Source organism: Yoonia sp. MH D7 (assembly GCF_054439475.1).
This window is the reverse complement of sequence record NZ_JBTJCF010000001.1, coordinates 890704-911605: the sequence shown is the minus strand read 5'-3', so window position 1 is coordinate 911605 and position 20902 is coordinate 890704. Positions and strand designations below refer to the sequence as shown.

At 56.8% G+C, this 20902-nt stretch carries 21 protein-coding genes; 11 read left to right on the top strand and 10 right to left on the bottom strand.

The genetic code is table 11. The annotated features are described in order from the left end of the window. Positions 1-4: 4 nt before the first annotated feature. The 5 genes from ACXLHR_RS04500 to ACXLHR_RS04480 all read right to left on the bottom strand — a co-directional run bounded on the left by ACXLHR_RS04500 (position 5) and on the right by ACXLHR_RS04480 (position 6841). Positions 5-994 (bottom strand): glycoside hydrolase family 3 N-terminal domain-containing protein, encoded by a 990-nt coding sequence (locus tag ACXLHR_RS04500; RefSeq protein WP_458790338.1) that lies wholly within the window; start codon positions 992-994, stop codon positions 5-7. Next, positions 994-1956, bottom strand: coding sequence for an SPOR domain-containing protein (locus ACXLHR_RS04495; protein ID WP_458790337.1), 963 nt, complete (start codon positions 1954-1956; stop codon positions 994-996). Before ACXLHR_RS04495 ends, ACXLHR_RS04500 begins: the two co-directional genes overlap by 1 nt. Before the next feature lie 74 nt (positions 1957-2030). Continuing rightward, complete coding sequence (gene argS, locus ACXLHR_RS04490) at positions 2031-3773, bottom strand: arginine--tRNA ligase (RefSeq protein ID WP_458790336.1); 1743 nt, start codon at positions 3771-3773, stop codon at positions 2031-2033. A gap of 61 nt (positions 3774-3834) precedes the next feature. Beyond that, positions 3835-5679: a cation:proton antiporter gene (locus ACXLHR_RS04485; RefSeq protein WP_458790335.1), complete on the bottom strand. Its 1845-nt coding sequence runs from the start codon at positions 5677-5679 to the stop codon at positions 3835-3837. Continuing rightward, positions 5669-6841 (bottom strand): deoxyguanosinetriphosphate triphosphohydrolase, encoded by a 1173-nt coding sequence (locus tag ACXLHR_RS04480; RefSeq protein ID WP_458790334.1) that lies wholly within the window; start codon positions 6839-6841, stop codon positions 5669-5671. The genes ACXLHR_RS04485 and ACXLHR_RS04480 overlap by 11 nt, the downstream gene beginning before the upstream one ends. Positions 6842-6925: 84 nt before the next feature. On the opposite strand from ACXLHR_RS04480, the gene ACXLHR_RS04475 reads away from it, so the two are divergent. Beyond that, positions 6926-7252: a HesB/IscA family protein gene (locus ACXLHR_RS04475; RefSeq protein ID WP_458790333.1), complete on the top strand. Its 327-nt coding sequence runs from the start codon at positions 6926-6928 to the stop codon at positions 7250-7252. A 54-nt stretch (positions 7253-7306) separates the two neighbouring features. On the opposite strand, the gene ACXLHR_RS04470 is transcribed toward ACXLHR_RS04475, so the two are convergent. After that, complete coding sequence (locus ACXLHR_RS04470) at positions 7307-8314, bottom strand: fatty acid desaturase (RefSeq protein WP_458790332.1); 1008 nt, start codon at positions 8312-8314, stop codon at positions 7307-7309. Positions 8315-8481: 167 nt separating this feature from the next. Between ACXLHR_RS04470 and xth the strand changes: the two genes are divergently transcribed. Further along, positions 8482-9261 carry an exodeoxyribonuclease III gene (xth, locus tag ACXLHR_RS04465; RefSeq protein WP_458790331.1) on the top strand — a complete coding sequence of 260 codons (780 nt, stop codon included), beginning with the start codon at positions 8482-8484 and terminating at the stop codon, positions 9259-9261. Here the strand turns inward: xth and ACXLHR_RS04460 are convergent. Continuing rightward, on the bottom strand, positions 9258-10403 hold the full coding sequence (locus ACXLHR_RS04460; RefSeq protein ID WP_458790330.1) for an FAD-dependent monooxygenase: 1146 nt from the start codon (positions 10401-10403) through the stop codon (positions 9258-9260). The genes xth and ACXLHR_RS04460 overlap by 4 nt on opposite strands. A 1-nt stretch (position 10404) precedes the next feature. Further along, the gene (gene dksA, locus ACXLHR_RS04455; protein WP_458790329.1) at positions 10405-10827 is read right to left on the bottom strand and encodes an RNA polymerase-binding protein DksA; all 423 of its coding nucleotides are present in this window, start codon (positions 10825-10827) and stop codon (positions 10405-10407) included. A gap of 186 nt (positions 10828-11013) precedes the next feature. Here dksA and ACXLHR_RS04450 point away from each other — a divergent pair, with 186 nt between their 5' ends. From ACXLHR_RS04450 to ACXLHR_RS04410, 9 genes are all read left to right on the top strand, one after another. Beyond that, positions 11014-11853, top strand: coding sequence for an AAA family ATPase (locus ACXLHR_RS04450; RefSeq protein ID WP_458790328.1), 840 nt, complete (start codon positions 11014-11016; stop codon positions 11851-11853). 140 nt (positions 11854-11993) lie between these two features. Next, entirely contained in the window at positions 11994-14039 is a 2046-nt protein-coding gene (locus ACXLHR_RS04445; RefSeq protein ID WP_458790327.1) for a hypothetical protein, read from the top strand. Positions 14040-14298: 259 nt separating this feature from the next. Then, positions 14299-14763 carry an N-acetyltransferase family protein gene (locus tag ACXLHR_RS04440; RefSeq protein ID WP_458790326.1) on the top strand — a complete coding sequence of 155 codons (465 nt, stop codon included), beginning with the start codon at positions 14299-14301 and terminating at the stop codon, positions 14761-14763. Then, positions 14760-16112 (top strand): DUF2927 domain-containing protein, encoded by a 1353-nt coding sequence (locus ACXLHR_RS04435; RefSeq protein ID WP_458790325.1) that lies wholly within the window; start codon positions 14760-14762, stop codon positions 16110-16112. The genes ACXLHR_RS04440 and ACXLHR_RS04435 overlap by 4 nt, the downstream gene beginning before the upstream one ends. Before the next feature lie 12 nt (positions 16113-16124). Next, positions 16125-16295: a hypothetical protein gene (locus tag ACXLHR_RS04430; protein ID WP_458790324.1), complete on the top strand. Its 171-nt coding sequence runs from the start codon at positions 16125-16127 to the stop codon at positions 16293-16295. A 5-nt stretch (positions 16296-16300) separates the two neighbouring features. Beyond that, on the top strand, positions 16301-17485 hold the full coding sequence (locus ACXLHR_RS04425; protein ID WP_458790323.1) for a vWA domain-containing protein: 1185 nt from the start codon (positions 16301-16303) through the stop codon (positions 17483-17485). Next, positions 17485-17835 carry a hypothetical protein gene (locus tag ACXLHR_RS04420; RefSeq protein WP_458790322.1) on the top strand — a complete coding sequence of 117 codons (351 nt, stop codon included), beginning with the start codon at positions 17485-17487 and terminating at the stop codon, positions 17833-17835. The genes ACXLHR_RS04425 and ACXLHR_RS04420 overlap by 1 nt, the downstream gene beginning before the upstream one ends. Beyond that, positions 17814-18452, top strand: a complete 639-nt coding sequence (locus tag ACXLHR_RS04415) for a DedA family protein (protein ID WP_458790321.1) — start codon at positions 17814-17816, stop codon at positions 18450-18452. Before ACXLHR_RS04420 ends, ACXLHR_RS04415 begins: the two co-directional genes overlap by 22 nt. A 3-nt stretch (positions 18453-18455) precedes the next feature. Then, positions 18456-19142, top strand: coding sequence for a M48 family metallopeptidase (locus ACXLHR_RS04410; RefSeq protein WP_458790320.1), 687 nt, complete (start codon positions 18456-18458; stop codon positions 19140-19142). 23 nt (positions 19143-19165) lie between these two features. Here ACXLHR_RS04410 and ACXLHR_RS04405 read toward each other — a convergent pair whose 3' ends face one another. Both ACXLHR_RS04405 and ACXLHR_RS04400 read right to left on the bottom strand, forming a co-directional pair. Further along, complete coding sequence (locus ACXLHR_RS04405; protein ID WP_458790319.1) at positions 19166-19705, bottom strand: RSP_2648 family PIN domain-containing protein; 540 nt, start codon at positions 19703-19705, stop codon at positions 19166-19168. After that, entirely contained in the window at positions 19702-20898 is a 1197-nt protein-coding gene (locus tag ACXLHR_RS04400; protein WP_458790318.1) for an RSP_2647 family RNA methyltransferase, read from the bottom strand. The genes ACXLHR_RS04405 and ACXLHR_RS04400 overlap by 4 nt, the downstream gene beginning before the upstream one ends. Positions 20899-20902: the final 4 nt, after the last annotated feature.

The window sequence follows — 20902 nt, the reverse complement described above, 5'->3', positions numbered from 1 at the left end:
GTCCTCACGCGATAAGCGCGTCAAGTTCCGCAATCAGGGCTTTGATGTCAATAATTTCCGGCGCGGTGCGCTCTGCCAAAGCACGGTCGGCGCGGATCACGGCTTGCGGGGTCATCTCGCCTGCCGCGGCAGCGACCAGTTCCATTTCAGCCGCTTTGCCGTTGCAATGCAGGGCGATGTCGCAGCCCGCGTCAATGGATGCGCGGGCGCGTTGGCCGATGGTGCCAGACAGCGCCTCCATCGAGATGTCATCGGTCATAATCAAGCCGTCAAAGCCGATATCTTCACGGATAAGCTGCATCATCTTGGGTGATGTTGTTGCGGGATTTTCGGGATCGATATCGGCGAATACGATGTGGGCAGTCATGCCCATGGCGATGGTGTTCAATGCTTTGAAGGGCGCAAAGTCGTGCATTTCCAATGCGCTGCGCAGCGATGTAACAGTCGGCAGGGCCTTGTGGCTGTCGACTGAGGCGCGCCCGTATCCGGGGATGTGTTTGAGGACGGGCAGCACGCCGCCTGCGAGGAAAGCATCGGCGCAGATACGCGCGGCTTTCACGACGGTGTCGATATCCGCGCCGTAAAGGCGGTTGCGCAGGACGGGGTGGGTTTCATCCTCGACCAGATCGGCGAGCGGTGCACAGTTCACATCGATACCGACGTCAAAAAGATCATGCGCGATCAGTCTGTTACGCAGCCACTGTGCGCGCATCGGGTCGCTTGCGCGCGCCATTTGGTCAAGCGCGGGCAAGTATTCGCGCCAATGGGGGCTGCGCATGCGCTGCACGCGGCCGCCTTCTTGGTCGATTAGAACTGGCGCGTTGCGCCCGACGGTTTCACGCAGCTCTGCGGTGAGGCGGCGCAACTGGTCGGGCGTGTCGATGTTGCGCGCAAAAACGATGAACCCAAAGGGGTCTGCGTCGCGGAAAAATGACTTTTCCCAAGCGGTTACAGCCTGCGCTTCTGGCCCGAGGATTGTTGCGCCCTGCGCCACTAGCGCACCACAACAGGGATGCAGTCGACGTTTTCAGCAACCATGGTGGCGCAGAAACGGCGGGCATCGTTCAGCTCGGCAAAGCCGTCTGCGCGCAAACGAAAGAACTCTTTGCCGCCTGATGTTGCGGCTTGGATGATGCGGTTTTTACCTGTCATCACGTCACCAAAGCGGCCCGTCAGACGGTCCCACTCAGTGGCGGCACTTTCCGCGGACGGAAAGGCGCCCAGTTGCACAAGCTTGGTGCCAACCGCCAGACTGGCGGTGATCTCTGGCGCGGGTGTCTCGGGGGCCATTACCGAGGCCAAAGCGGCAGCCACATCATCGCCCTCGGCGGGTGCAGGTCGTGCGATCGGGCGCAAGGACACGGTCACAACCGCGCCGTTGGTGGCCGCAGGTGCATCCTCTGAAAGGGCCTCGGTTTCTGATAAGTCATCCTCTTGCAAATCAGTCATGGGCGCGGCCCCTGCCGCAATTTGATCGGCCAGTGCCAGAATATCATCTGTGGTCAAAGGGACATCCACAAGTTGATCGGCATTCAGGGCTACGGGCACCTGTATTTCAACGTCGGCTTGCGGCAGTTCGGGATCAGCAGCAAACAACTCTTCGGCCTCTGCCATTGGCTGTGCATCGAGGTCTTCTTCATAAAGCCCTGCGGTCACCGGGGCCAGCGCCACGCTATCCTCGGGGCCTGCTGCCTCGCCTACGGCGGCCACTTCGTTCACCGCGAGACCTGTGTGCAAGGACACTTCGCCGCCCGGATTTTCGGGCAGGACCCGCATTTCGCCTTCCAATGCCCGCACCACGGGAATACCCGAGACATCACGCATCACCAGTTTATAGCCCCAAACGCCGATGCCCACGATCAATGCCAAAGAAACCGCCGCACCTGCAAAATTCACAAGTGCGCCGGCGCGCGCTGCACCGCTTATCGGGGCTGGCCCCTGATCGTAAACTGCCATGTCTATGCCTCACTGCCCGCGCCACTGCTAACGCCGGATGGATTGCCTCAATTGCGACCCAGTGGCGGCACGCTTTAGCGCATCTCTTCCGCTGGGGTTACGCCAAGAATACCAAGACCTGACGCAATAACAACCGAAACGGCACGAATAAGGGCGATTTTTGCCTGTGTTGTGTCATTGTCACCGTCTTGCAGGAACCGCAGGGACAGATCATCGTTGCCACGGTTCCACAGGCCATGCAAATCGGAGGCCAGATCGTAAAGGTAAAAAGCGATTTTATGCGGCTCATGGCCCTTTGCGGCAATCTCGACCAAGCGTGGCCATTCGGCGATTTTGCGGGCGACGGCCAGTTCAGCGTCTTGCGAGGCTTTGGACAGGTCCGCGTTTGCAAGGGCTGTGTCAGAGACATCAACGCCTGCTTCAACCGCTTTGCGCATCACGGATTTGATCCGCGCGTGGGCGTATTGCACGTAAAAGACGGGGTTATCTTTGGATTGCTCGGTCACTTTGTCGAAGTCAAAGTCGAGCGGTGCGTCGTTTTTGCGGGTCAGCATGTGGAAACGGGTCACGTCTTTGCCGACCGCATCGACCACATCGCGCAGAGTGATAAAGGTCCCTGCCCGTTTGGACATTTTGAACGGTTCACCGTTTTTGAACAGTTTGACAAGTTGGGTCAGCTTCACGTCAAGCGGCACTTTACCGTCAGACAGGGCCGAAACCGCCGCCTTCATCCGTTTCACATAGCCGCCATGATCCGCGCCAAAGACGTCGATCAACTGGTCGTAGCCGCGCTGCACCTTGTCATAGTGGTAGGCGATATCGGGGGCGAAATAGGTCCATGCGCCGTCTGATTTCTGCACGGGGCGGTCCACGTCATCGCCGTGGGCGGTGGATTTGAACAGGGTTTGTTCGCGCGGTTCCCAGTCGTCAGGCAGTTTGCCTTTTGGTGGCTCTAATGTGCCGCGATAGATCAGTCCTTTGGCATCGAGTTCGGCAATCGCTTTTTCGATCAAGCCGGTGCCGTAGAGCGATTTCTCGGAATAGAAATTGTCCATTTTGATGCCAAGCTGGGCCAGATCTTCGCGGATCAGGTCCATCATCTTTTCTGTGGCATAGAGGCGAATTTCGGCAAGCCAGTCGTCTTCGGGCGCGTTCAGGTATTTGTCGCCGATTTCGGCTTTGAGCTGCTCACCGACTTCGATCAGGTAGTCGCCGGGGTAGCTGCCTTCGGGCCAATCGACGCTAAGGTCATGCGCCTCTTGGTAGCGCAGATAGACCGAGCGGGCCAAAACATCGACCTGTGCACCGCCGTCGTTGATGTAGTATTCGCGCGTCACATCAAAGCCCGCGAAGTCGAGCAGGCTGGCGAGTGCGTCGCCAAAGACAGCACCACGGGTGTGGCCCACGTGCAGTGGTCCTGTCGGGTTGGCGGAAACATATTCGACCAGCATTTTCTGATTGCCACCCAAGGTCGAGCGCCCGAATGCGGGGTCTGTCAACGCGGCGTTCACGACACCCAGCCAGACAGAGGCGTCAAGCCGCAGGTTCAGGAACCCCGGCCCTGCAACGTCCGCCGCTGTGACCCGTGGATCGTCGAGCAGCTTTAGTGCCAAAGCATCGGCAATGGCGCGCGGGTTCATTTTTGCGGGCTTGGCCAGAACCATCGCCGCATTTGTGGCCATATCGCCGTGCGACGCGTCGCGTGGCGGCTCAACCGAAACCGACGCCATATCCAAGCCAGAGGGCAAGGTCCCGTCCGCGACCAACGCCTCAAGACAGGTGATCACAAGACCGCGGATATCAGCAAACAGGTTCATTTTTCGGCGTCCTTCAGATTTGGTTCACTGCGGTTTAGCATGCATTTCGACTTGGTCAATGTCAGGTGTCGGCGGGCGGTTGGATGTTGGTCTCGCTCTCGTCACTTTGTGGCGGGCGCAGGGCGATGATCCGCACGTCTTTTGCGCCTTTTACCTCGTCGTCACGGCGGATCAGTTTGATCACACCAGAGGGCGAAATACGCGCGATGATTTTGCTTTCGGCGCGGGTTTCGCGCCATTGCTCAAAGGTGAATTCCTCGCTGAGACGCGTCAGGCGGAAGGTCCAGCCTTCGGCCATCAGGCGGTTCATGCCGCGGTGGGTTTCTTCGGGGCCGAACATGCGCCCCCCCAGAGTGCGCGGCAGTTGGTGGCGCACACTTTCACTCTTTTCGCGTATGACTTGGAACACGTTTTCACGGCCAAATTCAGGGGACAGGTCGGTTGCGACCAAAGTGTTATAGGCGTCGTTGCTGGTCGCGGCGACAACGGTGGCATAGCTGACCAACTCAACCCGCTGTTCGGCGGCTTCCGAGAGGATATCCCCTGAAAAAGTCTCGATGCCAGCGGTGCGTGCGGCGCGCAGGTTGCCAAAGTTGGGATCGGTCATCAGCACTGGCACTTCGGCTTTCTTGAGGACCTCGGCAAAGGCGGTTGTCCACGGCGAGCCGCCAATCACAACGACACCAGGAGTATCGGCCCCCGTCAGCCCAAGGAACCGCCCGAAGGGTGCAAGCGTGAAGCCGTGCAGCACCACTGTCACGGCGACAAGGACAAAGGCGAGAGGCGCAATGAGGGCCGCATCTTCAAAACCCAAGGCAAGCAGACGTTCACCGAATAACCCTGCCACAGCGACCAGAACCACGCCGCGCGGACCGGTAAAGGCGACCAACACCTGTTCGCGCATCGGCACGCCTGATCCCAAGAGCGACATGAACACGGTGAACGGGCGCGCGACAAGGATGACGACCACCACAAACAGGGCGGCGCGCATGTCGAGTTTGGCAACCGCATCAAAATCAAGGCTTGCGGCCAGCAGAATGAACACGCCCGAGACCAGCAGGACAGTAGCGTGTTCCTTAAAGCGACGCAGCTCTTCGTAGCTGGGCAGGTTTGCGTTTGCGATGACGATGCCCATGATGGTGACCGCCAAAAGGCCGCTTTCGTGCAGCACATAATCCGACACGGCAAACACCGCGAGGAGCAGTGAAAACAGCACCGGCACCTTCATATATTCGGGGACCAACCCGCGTTTAAAGGATTTTGAGAGGCCCCAGCCGCCCGCAAAACCAAGGATGCTGGCAAAGCCGATACCGCTGACCAGATCAAAGACCGCTTCGCCGATGGTGGTTGTTGTGTTCAGGACAAGCACCACAGAAAAGGCCAGAACCGCGGCCAAGGCGCCGATGGGATCGTTGACGATTGCCTCCCATTGCAGCAATGCGGCGGGTCGGCGCGACAGGCGCGCGGTGCGCAATAGCGGTGCGATAACGGTCGGGCCTGTGACGATCATGATGCCGCCAAAGACCGCCGCACTTTCCCAACTGAGCCCGGCCGCGTAGTGCAAGGCCAGCGCGGAGGTGATCCAGCCCAAGGGTGCGCCGATGAAAACCAAGCGGCGGACCCCTTTTTCGGAGTCTTGTAAAGAGTGGAAGTTGAGCGTCAGCCCGCCTTCAAACAGGATGATCGCAACGGCAATCGAGATGATCGGACCCATCAGCGGACCGATGTCGCGCGCGGGATCAAACACCCCAAGAACGGGACCGACGATGATCCCCGCCAACAGCATCAGCACAATTGCGGGCATCCGCAAACGCCACGCTGCCCACTGCGAGCCAACGCCAAGCGCGCCCACAAGTGCAAATGCCATTACGGGCGCCATCGCCTCTGTTGCGGTTTCAACTGCCATCAATCACTCCTGCCGGGATATCTTCGCCGCCAATTAGTCGTTTATGTTCCTGGATCGCAAAGCGGTCCGTCATACCAGCAATATAGTCCGCGACGATCCGCGCCAAGGCGGTTTTATCGGGGGCATCGGCCACATCCTTGCGCCATTGTTTGGGTAACTCGTCAGTGTTGGCGATGAAAAACGGAAACAGGTCATCAACCATTTGGGTCACAACTATGCGCATCTCGACCACAGCGGGTGCGCGATACATCCGATCAAACAAAAACTGGCGGATCACTTTGAGGTCGGTCCATAGCTCTGGCGAAAACTGCACAACCATGCGGCCCGCGTGGCGAATGTCATGCACGGATTGAGGGTTCAATTGTGCAAGATTATGGCGGCTGACGCTAATCACATCCTCGACAAGCACGCCAAAGAACCGGCGCAGGGCTTCGTGGCGGCGGCGATAGTAATTCAGGTCGGGGTATTTTGCATCGACCCGCGCAAAACAATCGCCCAAAAGCGGCAGTTCGGCCAATTCGTCGGTGCTGAACAGCTCCGCGCGCAATCCGTCATGCAGGTCGTGGTTGTTGTAAGCAATATCGTCAGCCAAAGCTGCGGCCTGTGCCTCGGCGCTGGCGTGGGTGTGCAGCTCAAGGTCGTGACGGTTGTTGTAGGCGGTAAGCGCCCAAGGGATGTCGCCCGTGACAGGCCCGTTGTGTTTTGCGATGCCCTCAAGCGTTTCCCATGTCAGGTTCAAGCCATCCCATTCGGCGTAATGCCGTTCCAGATCGGTCACGATCCGCAGGGCTTGTGCGTTGTGGTCAAAGCCGCCGTAGGGTTGCATCAGACGGTCGAGCGCCTCTTCGCCGGTGTGCCCAAACGGGGTGTGGCCCAAGTCATGCGCGAGTGCCACTGCTTCGGTCAGCTCCACGTTCAGGCCCAATGCGCCCGCAACGGTGCGCGCGACTTGAGCTACCTCGATGGAGTGGGTCAGACGCGTGCGGAAATAATCGCCTTCATGTTCGATAAAGACTTGGGTCTTATGCTTGAGCCTGCGGAACGCGCTGGAATGGATGATGCGGTCGCGGTCGCGTTGGAAAGGAGAGCGAAAATAGCTCTCTTCCTCTGGATACAGACGGCCGCGCGCATTTGCGGGGTCCGTCGCATAAGGAGCCGTCATGATATAGTGCCCTTTTTGCCTGTCTTGCCGTATTTGCCTATGCAACCTATATTGCAAATATAATCAAACTGTAAGGCTTGCAAAATGCTAACGCTTCCCCCGACTGTGACACCCCGCGCTTTTGAACGGCTTGCTGAAATCGGTGCGGCCGCTCAGGGCAAAGCCTTGCGAGTGGCGGTCGAGGGCGGTGGCTGTTCGGGGTTTCAGTACGAGATCGACCTTGATGAAATCAAAGATGATGATCTGGTATTAGAGGGCGCGGGAGAAAAAGTACTGATCGATAGTATCTCCCTGCCCTTTCTTGCCTCTGCTGTTATCGACTTTTCCGAAGAATTGATCGGTGCGCGGTTTGTGATCAATAATCCTAACGCCAGCAGCTCTTGCGGGTGTGGCACCTCGTTTTCGATGTAAAAAAAAGGGCGCCTCGAATAAGGCGCCCTTTTTTTCAACTTGATGTGCTGTGACCTAGAGCGTCGCTGCCGTGCGGAACGACACCAGACGACGGGATTTTTCGTCCCATAGGTCGAGGCTGGCGCACTTGAAGCTTTCCCACATTGTCAGGCGGCTTTGTTCGACCAATTCGTTGTGGTCGCGCAGAACTTCTGGCAGGCGGTAGAACGGAATGCGCGAATAGAGATGATGCACATGGTGGATGCCAATGTTGCCGGTGAACCAGCGCAGCACAACCGGCAGATCGTAGTGTGACGAGCCTTGTAGAGCGGCCTCGTGCAGGTCCCAATCTTTATGCTCGTCCCACATTGTATTCTCGAACTGGTGCTGCACATAGAACAACCACACGCCTACCGAAGCGGCCACGATTGTTGTCGGCAGGAACACAAGAAATACCGCGCCAAGGCCCAGAAACCAGTAGATCGTAAACACTGCAAGTGCAGTCACAAGATTGGAGCCCATCGCGCTGACCCAATACTTGGCGCCCGATTTCATCAAGCCGAATGGCAAGCGGTTTTGCAGCAAAAACAGGTATGACGGGCCGAGAACAAACAGGGTGACGGGGTGGCGATATGCGCGGTATTTCAACCGGCCCCACATGTCACGCGCCTTGAATTCATCAACCGTCAGCGTCATCACGTCACCGATGCCACGGTGATCCAGATCGCCTGCATGGCCGTGGTGCATCGCATGTGTCCGCTTCCAGACGTCATACGGGGTCAGGGTCAGAACGCCCAAGGCCCGCCCGATCCAGTCCGACAAGGTGCGGTTTGCAAGGAAAGATGCGTGGCCACAATCGTGCTGGATAATAAACAAACGAAGCAAAAAAGCGCCGTTTAAGGCAGAAATCAGGAAGGCGGCGATATAGCTATATTGCAACGACCAGCAGGCTGCGACCCAAAGCGCGATGAACGGAATAACCGTCACTGCCAACTCAAAACTTGATCGCCAGTTGCTGGGATTGCGGTATTGGGCCAAAACGGTCAACCACTCGCGGGCGGTTTTGTCTACTTTTTCAGTCATGGGAGGCGTCAACATGCGGATTTGCTCTCGTTATTTCTGTGCATGAGATAAAGCAGAATGACATTGACGCAAGGTTTATTTCACAAAACATCAAACACATCATCTTGTGGGACTCCCTTGCACCATACGCTGCATTGGGTCAAAACAGAAAAAACGAAGGGGGCCACATGAAAATCGCTACATTCAACATCAATGGCGTAAAAGCGCGCATCGAAGCGCTGACAACATGGCTGGAACAGAGCGCACCCGACGTGGCCGTGTTGCAGGAAATCAAATCCGTCGACGAAGGGTTTCCGCGTCAAGCTATTGAAGACCTTGGATATAATGTCGAAACCCATGGCCAAAAAGGGTTTAACGGCGTGGCCATTCTGTCGAAATTTCCGCTCGAGGACGTGACCCGCGGGTTGCCCGGTGACGATACCGACGAGCAAGCCCGCTGGATCGAGGCGACGGTTGTCGGTGACAAGGCGTTGCGGATTTGCGGGCTGTATTTGCCGAACGGCAATCCGGTGCCGGGGCCGAAGTATGATTATAAACTGGCGTGGATGGCGCGGTTGCAGAACCGCGCACAAGAGTTGATGTTGCGTGAAGAACCCGCGCTAATGTGCGGAGATTACAATATAATTCCGCAACCTGAGGACGCGGCGCACCCTGAAAACTGGCTTGATGATGCACTCTTTCGCCCCGAAAGCCGTGCCGCGTTCCGTCGCATTGTGAACCTTGGCTTTACCGAGGCGTTCCGTGCGGTTGAGCAAGGCAAAGGACATTACTCGTTCTGGGATTATCAGGCCGGTGCCTGGGATAAAAATAATGGAATCAGAATCGATCACTTTTTATTGACACCGCAGTGCGCTGATCTGTTGCGTGACTGCTGGATCGAAAAAGACCTGCGGGGGCGCGAAAAACCGTCCGATCATGTGCCTGTCTGGGTTGATCTGGCGCTTTAAGCGGTCACGTCGTGATCGTATAGCCAGCTGAGACGGTTTATAAACGCGTTGGGCGCTACCGCACCCAATGTTTTTAGCCCGGCAAAGGCGATGTGGCGTTTGACACCTGACAGATGGTAGTTGCGGGCGTTTGCATTGGCGACGTCAAGCGCGCGAACCACGCGGGCGTGGCGCAGGGATTGATAACGGACAAATGCCTCGGGAATGTCAGCCTCGGCACAGCAGCGGGCCAGAACATAAGCGTCTTCGATTGCGAGATTTGCCCCCTGCGCCAAAAATGGCAGCGTTGGATGTGCCGCGTCACCAAGCAAGGCCACGCGCCCCCGCGTCCAGTGGTCGGCGACCGGATGACGAAACAGCCCCCAAAGCAGCGGTCGATCTATCTGTGCGACAATCTCGCGGACGCGCGGCGCGCAATCGGCAAAAGCGGTGCGCAGGTTACCCGTCTGGTCGACATGTGACCAGCCTTCTGCCGCCCACTCTGTGCGCTCTTGTACGGCCACCACATTCAACATCCCACCTGCCAGCGGATAGGTGACAAGATGGCGGTGCGGGGCCATCCAGATATGCGCTTCATGTGGGATGTCGCGGGGTGGCACCACACCGCGCCACGCAACCTGTCCGGTAAACGTGGCTGCCGGTGCGTCAGGTTGGCAATAACCGCGCATTTTCGAGTGAAGCCCGTCCGCGCCGACAATCACATCCGCCTGCACCGGCCCATCGCTGGTCTGCAAAACGCCTTCATCATCGACACCCGCAACCGTCACCCCCAAACGGAGGTCAACGCCTGCGCCAACCGCCGCCTCGACTAGAATAGCTTGCAGGCTGGCACGGTGGAAAAACCGGTATCGGGGGTGTTGCGTGGTCAGATCAAAGCGGGTCACATCGCGGCCTGATATGGCATCTTTTGGCACAACCGCATCAGCGGCAATACTATTCGCGACGACCTCGTCATGCAGGCCTAATGCGTTCAAGACGCGCATCCCGTTGGGGGTAATTTGCAGGCCCGCGCCAACCTCTTTGAGGTCCGTCGCCTGCTCTAAAACAAAAACCTTCGCCCCGTGACGGGCGAAGGCCAGCGCAGCCGTGAGGCCACCAATACCACCGCCAACAATTGCAACTGTCCGGCGTGGCTTTGTCAAATCAATCGTCCCTGTGAACTTTCTCGCGGCGCTCGTGGCGTTCTTGCGCCTCAAGGCTCATTGTTGCAATCGGACGCGCATCAAGGCGCTTGAGAGAAATCTGATCGCCGGTGATCGAGCAATACCCAAACTCGCCCTCGTCGATACGCCGTAAGGCCGCATCAATCTTGCTCACCAGTTTACGCTGGCGGTCACGGGTGCGCAACTCGAGCGAACGGTCGGTTTCTTCGGATGCACGGTCGGCCACGTCGGGGATGTTGCGTGTCTGATCTTTCATACCTGCGACGGTATCGCGGGTATCTTCCATCAAGTCCGCTTTCCACGTCAGCAGTTTTACACGGAAATATTCGGTCTGACGCTCATTCATAAACGGTTCGTCTTCGGCGGGATGATAGTCATCCGGCAGGAAAGTTTCTACTTTCATCTTCGTTCCCTTGCGTTTCTCTGAGTTGGATGTTCTTGCGCGCTCTGACATCTCTCACCCCCTTATTTTGCGCACGTTTACCCGTTCGGCAAAGCGGTGTCACCCCCTTGTTTGAACTGTGTGCAAACAGTTGAAGCCGGACGGGATCAAGCATAGGATCGCTGCAACACTACAAGGAAACAAATCATGCAATTTCAGGGCACTGACAGCTATGTCGCCACCGATGATCTTAAAATGGCCGTGAATGCGGCCGTTGTTTTGCAGCGGCCATTGCTGGTCAAAGGCGAGCCTGGCACCGGAAAAACCGAGCTGGCACAGCAGGTCAGTGCAGCGCTTGATCTGCCGATGATCGAGTGGCACATCAAATCGACCACCAAAGCCCAACAAGGGCTGTATGAATATGATGCCGTCAGCCGTTTGCGCGACAGCCAGCTTGGCGATCCAAAGGTACATGATGTTGCCAATTACATTCGCAAGGGCAAGCTGTGGCAGGCGTTCGGGGCGGACGGGCGCGTGGTGCTGCTGATTGACGAGATCGACAAGGCGGATATCGAATTCCCCAACGATCTATTGCAAGAACTCGACCGGATGGAGTTTCACGTCTACGAGACAGGTGAAACCGTGCGCGCAATCCACCGGCCCATCGTGATTATTACGTCCAACAATGAAAAAGAACTGCCCGATGCGTTTTTGCGCCGCTGTTTCTTTCACTACATCAACTTTCCCGATCAGGACACGCTGCGCAAGATTATTGCGGTGCACCACCCGGACATCAAAGACAAATTGCTGACCGCCGCGCTGACCCAGTTCTACGAGATCCGCGACACCGCAGGACTAAAGAAAAAGCCGTCGACCTCCGAGATGCTGGACTGGCTAAAACTGCTCTTGGCCGAGGATTTGACCGCAGAGGATTTGAAACGTGACGGGGCCAATGCCTTGCCTAAATTGCACGGCGCGCTGTTGAAAAACGAACAAGATGTGCATCTGTTCGAGCGCCTGGCGTTTATGGCGCGTGGCGGCAGGTAACGCAGTCGCCGCGGCAAAAGGCCCGTTGATACCGCTCAAAGGATCGGTATGGTGCCGCGCTTAAATCCTGCATGACGTCTTAACCCCTCTTACACTTCGTTTTCAAACATTGCCTACTGACTGTTAATAGGAGCCCCTCAATGGAAACGCCTGAGCCGCAAATCATCGGATATCGCAAAGACCGTTTGGGCGCGCGCATTATTGCCATTGGCAACCTGTTGTCGCTTGAACAAAAATACGGTGCGTCGGTCCTGTTCCATTGGACACAGACCTCGGAAGATCACGACATGCGCATCGATGATCCCGCGCATCCAATCTTTACGCAAGAGTTCACGCAGCGCTATATCCGGCAGGTTCCGCAGGGTGACCGCGAGGCGTTGCGCACGCTGACCGATCTTGAGGCGGTGCGCGGAAGCATCTCGGCGCAGCTATTCGAAGAGAGGTTAAAGGCGGGCGAGCGGTTTTTGTGTAGCAGCGGGTTGGAGCCTTTGTTGTTTGCCAACGAGTTGGGGCCGGAACAGATGGACATTTTCCATCAAATTTTCGCCGGTATCGACTGGGCTCCTCGGATAAAAGAGGTGCTGGCGCAGGCGATGGCAAAAATTGATAGCCTATCGGGTAAACCCTACGCCCTGCATGTGCGCAGAGGCGACGTTCTGGACAAGAGCCCGTGGTGTCACAGAATATGGTCGTCAAAATTTGCGCCCGACGAATTTTACAATGCGATCATGGACCGTCCCGATGTCGCGACAGTGTTGTTTTCGGACACGCCAGAGGTCGCGGCAGCCATGGCAGCAGGTCGCCCGAACGCGATCACGCTGGATGAATTGGTGACTGCACCGGATTTATCAACCATGCAGCGCGATCTGGTCGAGCTGTTGCTGATGGCTAAATGCGACAAGATCGTAGCGCCCGCACTCTCTGCATATTCAACCTCTGCCGCTATGATTGGCGGGGCTGGTACGTTTAAGGTGCCGTCCGATTTGAACGGACGCGACAAGACTGCGGCGTTTGACGGAGTGCTGGCGCGGGTGCTGACGCAACCCGAAAGTTTTCATAATACCGGCGACTTTGCGCAAAGCCTTGGCTATGCCTACCGTCACGCGCTGAATGTGAACCAGCATCATGCGCTTTATGAAAAGCTGAAATCGGTCATGGCCGACGGTCAGACCTATGCGTTCTACCAACCCGTTATCATGGCGCTGGCGATTGCCTGTGGTGAACCGCAGCACGCGATGGCGGTGTATGATCAGGCCAAAGCGGATCCCAACATTTGGGCCAACGACTTGATGACTTGCGCTGTCTTGGGCTGTCTCTCGGATCATCTGGCGGGGGATCAGCGACGTGCCACCACTGATTTTATGAAACTGTATCTGGCACGCGGCCGTTCGGATGCAGGGCAAGACACGATTGCGCATTATTTTTACAAGAATGAACCAGAATTCCAAAATTTGTTTCTACTTGATCCGGTGGTGATAGAGACGCTTTGTTCCGGTCGTTCAAACGTCACATATCTGTTTCCGGCCGATGACACCCAACACAATGGTGCGTTGAACGTCACTTTACCGTTATGGGTGACCGGCGCGGATTGGTCAGAGATGTTCGAAAAGCCAAAGCTGCTTCAGAGCCTGACAAACTCACCGAGTTTAAATGCAAAAAAGACGCTAATCCCTAGCGATATTTTAGACGCCGAACGGCGCCATTTTCAAGATAACGCAGCGCTGCCGAGCGACCCCAGATCCCTTATGCTGTTAAGTGTCTACGGTGTCGCGTTACGCCTGTCGGGGCGATATCGCCGTGCCACCCAGATTATGTTCCACTGCCGCGATCATATGCCGGAGCATCCGATTTTTATAAAGCGGCTGGCTGATTTGCTGAACGACGCGGGTAAAACCGAAGCGGCGCAACGCAACTATAACAAAGCGGGCCGACTTTTGCCGCACCATCCGGGTGTGACGCTGGCACGGGCAAGAATGGCGCAGAGCGACGGCGAACATCGCGTGGCCGCAGACCTGTTTGCTGAAAATAGCGATCAGCATATTTTGCCGCTCTCCTATTTCAAGTCCTGGGAACTATCGATGCGTAAGCTAAAATCGCCAACTGGCGCACGTGATGTGATTGCAGCGGCATATAAACGATTCCCCGAGCACTCAATTTTCGAGAAAAAATGGGCTGATAAAGTTTGATCTGTTGGCAGGTCGCAAAGGACAAACGACGGACCTGCTACATCTGGTAGCGGGTCTTGCGGCCACCACTAGGCAATTGGGTCGAATCTGCAACGCTCCTGCCAATATACAGAAATAAAACAATTTATGCGTGTATTCTGCCAAATCTTTACGGTTAATTAACATGTTACTAAGGAACTTCTTAATAAGACCTTAATGACGTCAAACGGGAGCCGCAGTTCAATGGCAGGTTGAATTGACGTAATAAGGAGTAGCTGGTTTGCCCAAGGCAAAAATACCGGTTGAAATCCGCCCGTTGCAAGCCGCTGATCTCGCGGGATGGCAGGGGCTATGGGCCGGATATCTGGAATTTTATGGCACAAACGTGTCCGACGATGTCTATGCGTCGACTTTTGCACGCCTGCTGGGCTGCGATGACCATGACTTTAACGCGCTGGTCGCGGTGCACGACGGAACACTGGTGGGACTGACCCATTATCTGTTCCACAGACATTGCTGGCGCATCGAAAACGTCTGCTACCTGCAAGACCTTTACGTCAGCCCCACCGTGCGTGGCACGGGCGTCGGGCGCCAATTGATCGCGGCGGTCTATGCAGCTGCTGATCAAAACGCTGTGCAGAACGTCTATTGGCTGACCCAAGATAGCAATGACACAGCCCGCAAGCTCTATGACCGCGTGGGCCAGAAAACTAATTTCCTCAAGTACCAAAGGGCCTCAGCATGAACCGACTTGCTGCCATCGCGCTGTCTTTTATGGCCGCTTGCGCGCCACTTCCACAGGACCCACCGCCAAGCCGCGCCGCGGGCTTTGCCCAAGCGCTACCGCCGATGCGCGTCTTTACCTCTAATTTTGCCGCCCCTGCGACGCGCACGAACACAGAAATCGTTCAAGATTTCCTTGATCTGTCGTTTCGCATGGAAAGCGGGCGTTCGGTTGCGCAGATGACCCGCTTTGAAGGACCCGTCACCGTGCGGCTCACAGGGGCCTCGAACCCCACCATGCTATCCGACCTCGAAGACCTGCTAGCGCGTCTACGCAACGAGGCCAAAATCGATATCCGCTTGGTTCCGGCCAATCAAGCAGCCTCTATTACCGTAGAGGCCCTGCCCCGCGCCATCCTGCAAGCCGCCGTGCCAAAAGCTGCGTGCTTTGTCGTGCCGCGCCTGACCAGTTGGTCTGAATTCAAAATCGCGCGGCGTACACCGCAAGTCGACTGGACCACACTGACGCGGCGTGATCGCGCGGCAATTTTTGTGCCGTCGGATGTAGCTCCGCAAGAAATCCGCGACTGCCTGCATGAAGAACTAGCGCAGGCGCTTGGGCCGCTCAACGACCTTTACCGCCTGCCCGATAGTGTGTTCAACGACGATAACATCCACGCCGTGCTGACGCAGTTCGACATGTTGATATTGCGCACCACCTACGCGCCCGAATTGCACAACGGGATGTCGCGTGGCGAGGCGGCAACACGCGTGCCGATGATCCTTGCGCGGCTGAACCCTGCTGGCGAACGCGCCGCAAACGCGCCGCTAAACGGTACCTCGCGTGACTGGATTGATGCGATGGAAACCGCGCTTACCAACGGCAGATCCGCCTCTAGCCGCCGCGCTGCCGCCCAACAAGCCATCGCACTTGGACAGGCATTTGGCTGGACCGACGTGCGCGCGGGCTTTGCCCAATACGCCTACGGACGGCTGGAGGTCGGCAATAATCCGAACGCAGCGCTAGCCTCGTTTAACGCCGCCGATGCAACCTATAGTCAAAGCAGCGTCACCCAAATCCACAGAGCCCATATCGCGGTGCAGCAATCGGCGTTTGCCCTTGCCGCAGGCGACGCAGACCGCACCATTGCACTATCCGATAGCTGGTCTGATGTGGCAGCACGCCATAAAAACGCGGCCCTTCTGGCAACCTTGATGATGTTCAAAGCAGCAGCGCTGGAAATGCGCGGCGATACCGCACAGGCCGATGCCCTACGTCTGGACAGTCTGGGTTGGGCGCGTTACGGCTTTGGCTCTGACCAAAACGTTGCGGCACGGCTGAACGAGATTGCCGCGTTGCGCCCTTATTAGAGAGCGACACAGATGATCTATCCCCTTGCAGGTTTGCTAATCGGTGCTGTGATCGGAGCGTTGCGAGCCAAATCGCGCGGCGGCAAGATGTTTGATCTGCTGCAATGGGGCGCAGTGTTTGCGATGATTTTCGGGTTGATCGGCCTTTTCATTCTGGTGTTCATCGAACGCGCGGCCGTTTAACCCCAATGTTTCTGCCGTTCTTTGACAATCTGCGCAATGCGGGTGTGCCGGTCTCGATGCGCGAATTTCTGGCGTTTCTTGAGGGCATGAAGGCGGGCCTTGCGACCTATGACATCGACGCGTTTTACTACATGGCGCGCACGATTATGGTCAAAGACGAGCGACACCTCGACCGCTTTGACCGCGCCTTTGCCGCCAGTTTTTCAGGCTTGGACGCAATCCCGCCGCAAGCGGTGATGGACGCCGTGGATATCCCGCAAGAGTGGCTGGAAAAGCTGGCCGAGAAACATCTAAGCGCCGAAGAAAAAGCCGAGATCAAAGCGCTTGGCGGTTTTGACAAACTGATGGAGACGCTCGAAAAACGTCTTGAAGACCAAAAAGGCCGCCACCAAGGCGGCAACAAATGGATCGGCACCGCAGGCACATCCCCCTTTGGCGCCTACGGTTACAACCCCGTAGGGGTGCGGATCGGCCAAAACGAATCCCGCCACCAACGCGCGGTAAAAGTCTGGGACAAACGCGAATTCCGCAATCTTGAAGATTCTGTCGAACTCGGCACGCGCAACATAAAGGTGGCGCTGAAACGCCTGCGTAAATGGGCGCGCGACGGGGCATCACAGGAACTCGATCTTCACGAGACCATTCGCAAAACCGCCGAAAACGGATATCTGGAGGTCAAAACCAGGCCCGAGCGGCGCAATGCAGTGAAGGTGCTGTTATTTCTGGATATTGGCGGCTCGATGGACCCGCATATCAAAGTGGTCGAAGAATTGTTCTCGGCGGCAAAGTCCGAATTCAAACACATGGAACATTTCTACTTTCATAACTGCCTATATGAAGGTGTCTGGCGCGACAACGCACGGCGCTGGGACGCGCAAATCTCGACCGCTGAAATCCTGCGCACGTACGGACGCGACTATAAATGCATCTTTGTGGGCGACGCATCGATGTCACCCTACGAAGTCGCCTATATCGGCGGCGCAAATGAACATTATAACGCAGAATCCGGTGAAACATGGCTAATACGCGCACGCGAACAATGGCCAAACCACCTCTGGATCAATCCGCTTGACGAACGCTACTGGCCATACACGCAATCTATTGCCATGATTAAGCAGATTTTCGGGGCTGATCGCATGGTGCCGATGACACTTTCGGGGATTGAACGCGGCATGAAAGCACTGACCTGATGGACCGGTTCTGGCATCTATGGGCGTATCATCGCGCGTTGGTGGTCGCGTTTATAGGCGTGATTGCTGTGTCCTTATTCTTCGCGATGCAGACCATTACGGCCACCACTTACTGGATGGATCCGGCCCATCATGACCAACCGCTGGCCCCGTGGATGACACCGCGCTACGTCGCAAAATCATACGGTCTACCGCCCGAAGTGCTGGGCCCTGCGCTGTTTCTTGAACAAGGCGCGCCGCCAAAACGTATTTCGATCGGAACGATAGCGGTCGATACCGGTATGACGATGCAACAACTACAACAGCGTATTGACGCGGCTGCGGCCGCATGGCGCGCCGCACGTTCATGAGCGCGTTAGTCCTTACCCTCGTTGCGGACTACGGGGTCACGATTGTTTTTATCGTCACATTTCTAAGCTGTCTCGCCCTGCCCGTGCCGTCATCGCTGCTGATGCTGGCCTCTGGCGGGTTCGCGGCTTCGGGTGATCTGTATCTTAGCTCGGTGTTTGGCGCTGCCTTTACCGGTGCTGTTTTGGGCGACAACACAGGCTATTGGATTGCGCGGGTTATGGGGCTGCGATTGCAAGGCTGGTTGGAAAAACGGCCCAAACGCGCGGCTCTTCTGTATAAAGCCGCCACTTTCATGGACAAATGGGGTGGCTCGTCGATCTTTTTGTCATGCTGGCTGGTGGCCCCGCTTGGTCCTTACATGAACTACGTTTCTGGGCTTACAAAATTCACATGGATGCGCTTTGCGCTCTGGGGGGTCTTGGGCGAAATTGTCTGGGTAAGTTTATATGTCGGCATGGGATACACATTCGCCGATAACATCACCGCAGTGAGTAGCTTGCTTGGCAATGCCAGCGGATTGGTTACCGCGATCGGTGTCGCGATCCTGCTGGGCTGGTGGCTTTGGAAAGTATCAAAACCACGCCTCGACAAACGCAAACCGCGACCCCATGTTTAACCTATGTTAAAATTTGCGCCCATTCTTCTTGCTCTGATCTACGGGATCGCCATGTACCGGTTTTCGGTCTGGCGGACCGCCAAAGAGCTTGACGAAAAATCCACCGAACTGGCTGATCCGATCTTGCGGTCGCTGACCGAGGACATGGCGCGTGCCCTCAGTATTCCGCGCATCAAGGTCCACATTTACGAGATCGAGCCGGTAAACGGATTGGCGGCCCCCGACGGGCGGATTTTTATCACGCGCGGGTTTTTCAACAAATATCGCGCGGGTCAGGTGACGGCGGCAGAGCTGGCCTCGGTGATCGCACACGAGCTGGGCCACGTCGCCTTGGGTCATTCGCGCCGGCGTATGATCGATTTCTCAGGCCAAAACGCAATGCGCACTGCGATTGCCATGATCCTTAACCGTTTCTTACCCGGAATCGGCATGTTCATCGCCAACGCACTGATGTCGCTGCTCGCGGCTCGCATTTCACGCAGCGATGAATACGAGGCGGATGCCTATGCCACGGCATTGTTGATGAAATCAGGCATCGGCGCTGCGCCGCAAATCTCGCTGTTTCACAAACTTGAAAACCTCACAGGGGCGAATGGAGCAAAACAACCCGCTTGGATGCTAAGCCATCCTGTCACGGCCGAGCGTATCAAAGCGATTGAAAATAATGCCGCTAAATGGGTTGCACCGTGACACGGGTTTTCTAGAAAATCCGGTTACGACAACGCTTTTCCGAAACGTGGCAAGCGTGCTTTCTTCATCAGGTTGCGCATCGTCCAGTCAACGCCAGACATCTCGCGTGCGGTGGCGAGGATCTTGTCAGCCACACCGCGCATCCCGTCAGGGTCTTCATCCAGCATACGGCAGCAAAACCCGTCGGGATCGTAGCGCGCCAGACCTTCCTCGCTGAGATAATCGCGCGGGAAATCTTTGGCATTCATGGTCAGGATACCGTCACACGACCCTGCGACGGCGGCGGCCAAAACATGAATATCATCCGCGTCAGGCAACCACAGACGCGCCATAAGACCTTGATGTACAGGAACAATTGCCCGCGGGAATGCCACGCCAAGCATAGCAATTTCCCCGCGTGCAAAGACTTCGGCCTCAGGCCCGATTTTCACCGTGGCCCGCGCCCATTCTTCCAAAATACGCTTTGACCAACGCGGCTCGAACAAACCGAGCGTTGCTGCACCCAAGATCACTTCGCGCATGACCGTGGGATACAAAACACAGGCGTCGATCAGCACCCTCATAGACGGAAGAACACAACCTTCAGGTAACCGCTTTCGGCCAAATGTGGCAACAGCGGGTGGTCCGGCCCTGCAAAACCAGTGTAGATCACTTGGCTACGACGCCCTGCACGACCAATGCCACGCGCAGAGGCGTTGCGGAACTTGGTCAGTTCGGCCGCATGCGAACATGAACACACACCCAAATAACCACCCTCTTTGACCAATGATGCGGCCAGCCGGGCCACACGCTCATATGCACGCAAACCAGCATCCAACGACTTGCGACCCGGTGCAAACGCGGGCGGATCACAGATCACCACGTCAAACATCTCGCCCTCTTCGGCCAAGGCCTCGAGCGTTGCAAACGCATCACCCTTACGGGTCGTGAATTTGTCCGACACACCCATCGCCGCCGCACCAGCCTCTGCCAGTTCCAACGCAGGAGCCGACCCATCAACCGCCAGCACGCTATCAGCGCCAGCAGCAAGAGCCGCCAAGCCAAAGCCGCCAACATGGCTAAACACATCCAAGACGCGCGCGCCTTTGGACAGACCTGCCGCAAACGCATGGTTCGGACGTTGGTCAAAGAAGATACCGGTTTTCTGGCCGCCCATGACATCGGCCATGTACGTCGCACCATTCATCGTCACAGGGATCGGCGCCGTTGGGGCCTCACCGCGCATCACCCGCGTGGTCTCTTCCAAGCCCTCAAGCGTGCGCGCGCGGCCTGTGCCGTTCATGATCACGGTTGTGACGCCTGTGACCTTGACCAGCGCATCGACCAGCGTCTCGATCATCACATCCGCCCAAGCGGCGTTCGGCTGCACCACAGCCACATCGCCAAAGCGGTCGATAATGACGCCGGGCATATTGTCAGCCTCAGCATGCACCAAACGGTAATTCGGCTCGGCATACAGCGTCTCGCGGTGCGCCAGCGCCGCCCCGATCATGCGCTCGAACCAAGCGGCATCCACAGGCACATCAACGTCGCGCGACAACATCCGGCAAAAGATCTTGCTGGCGGTATTGATCGCCACAAGACCCATCGGCCTGCGCTCTGCATCCTCAAGGATCGCGATGGTGCCAGCCGTCAGACCCTTGGTCCGGCGATCCGTCACAACTTCATTTGCATAGACCCACGGAAAACCGTGGCGAATTGCGCGGGCGTCGCCTTTAGGATTGAGGCGGACTACGGGGTAAGGGGTTTGTTCCATAACC

Coding starts and splice junctions, on each gene's coding strand:
- ACXLHR_RS04495 (WP_458790337.1), bottom strand. CDS start 1,956: ATGGCAGTTTACGATCAGGGGCCAGCCCCGATAAGCGGTGCAGCGCGC.
- argS (WP_458790336.1), bottom strand. CDS start 3,773: ATGAACCTGTTTGCTGATATCCGCGGTCTTGTGATCACCTGTCTTGAG.
- ACXLHR_RS04485 (WP_458790335.1), bottom strand. CDS start 5,679: ATGGCAGTTGAAACCGCAACAGAGGCGATGGCGCCCGTAATGGCATTT.
- ACXLHR_RS04480 (WP_458790334.1), bottom strand. CDS start 6,841: ATGACGGCTCCTTATGCGACGGACCCCGCAAATGCGCGCGGCCGTCTG.
- ACXLHR_RS04475 (WP_458790333.1), top strand. CDS start 6,926: ATGCTAACGCTTCCCCCGACTGTGACACCCCGCGCTTTTGAACGGCTT.
- ACXLHR_RS04470 (WP_458790332.1), bottom strand. CDS start 8,314: ATGACTGAAAAAGTAGACAAAACCGCCCGCGAGTGGTTGACCGTTTTG.
- xth (WP_458790331.1), top strand. CDS start 8,482: ATGAAAATCGCTACATTCAACATCAATGGCGTAAAAGCGCGCATCGAA.
- dksA (WP_458790329.1), bottom strand. CDS start 10,827: ATGAAAGTAGAAACTTTCCTGCCGGATGACTATCATCCCGCCGAAGAC.
- ACXLHR_RS04450 (WP_458790328.1), top strand. CDS start 11,014: ATGCAATTTCAGGGCACTGACAGCTATGTCGCCACCGATGATCTTAAA.
- ACXLHR_RS04445 (WP_458790327.1), top strand. CDS start 11,994: ATGGAAACGCCTGAGCCGCAAATCATCGGATATCGCAAAGACCGTTTG.
- ACXLHR_RS04435 (WP_458790325.1), top strand. CDS start 14,760: ATGAACCGACTTGCTGCCATCGCGCTGTCTTTTATGGCCGCTTGCGCG.
- ACXLHR_RS04430 (WP_458790324.1), top strand. CDS start 16,125: ATGATCTATCCCCTTGCAGGTTTGCTAATCGGTGCTGTGATCGGAGCG.
- ACXLHR_RS04425 (WP_458790323.1), top strand. CDS start 16,301: ATGTTTCTGCCGTTCTTTGACAATCTGCGCAATGCGGGTGTGCCGGTC.
- ACXLHR_RS04420 (WP_458790322.1), top strand. CDS start 17,485: ATGGACCGGTTCTGGCATCTATGGGCGTATCATCGCGCGTTGGTGGTC.
- ACXLHR_RS04415 (WP_458790321.1), top strand. CDS start 17,814: ATGGCGCGCCGCACGTTCATGAGCGCGTTAGTCCTTACCCTCGTTGCG.
- ACXLHR_RS04410 (WP_458790320.1), top strand. CDS start 18,456: ATGTTAAAATTTGCGCCCATTCTTCTTGCTCTGATCTACGGGATCGCC.
- ACXLHR_RS04405 (WP_458790319.1), bottom strand. CDS start 19,705: ATGAGGGTGCTGATCGACGCCTGTGTTTTGTATCCCACGGTCATGCGC.
- ACXLHR_RS04400 (WP_458790318.1), bottom strand. CDS start 20,898: ATGGAACAAACCCCTTACCCCGTAGTCCGCCTCAATCCTAAAGGCGAC.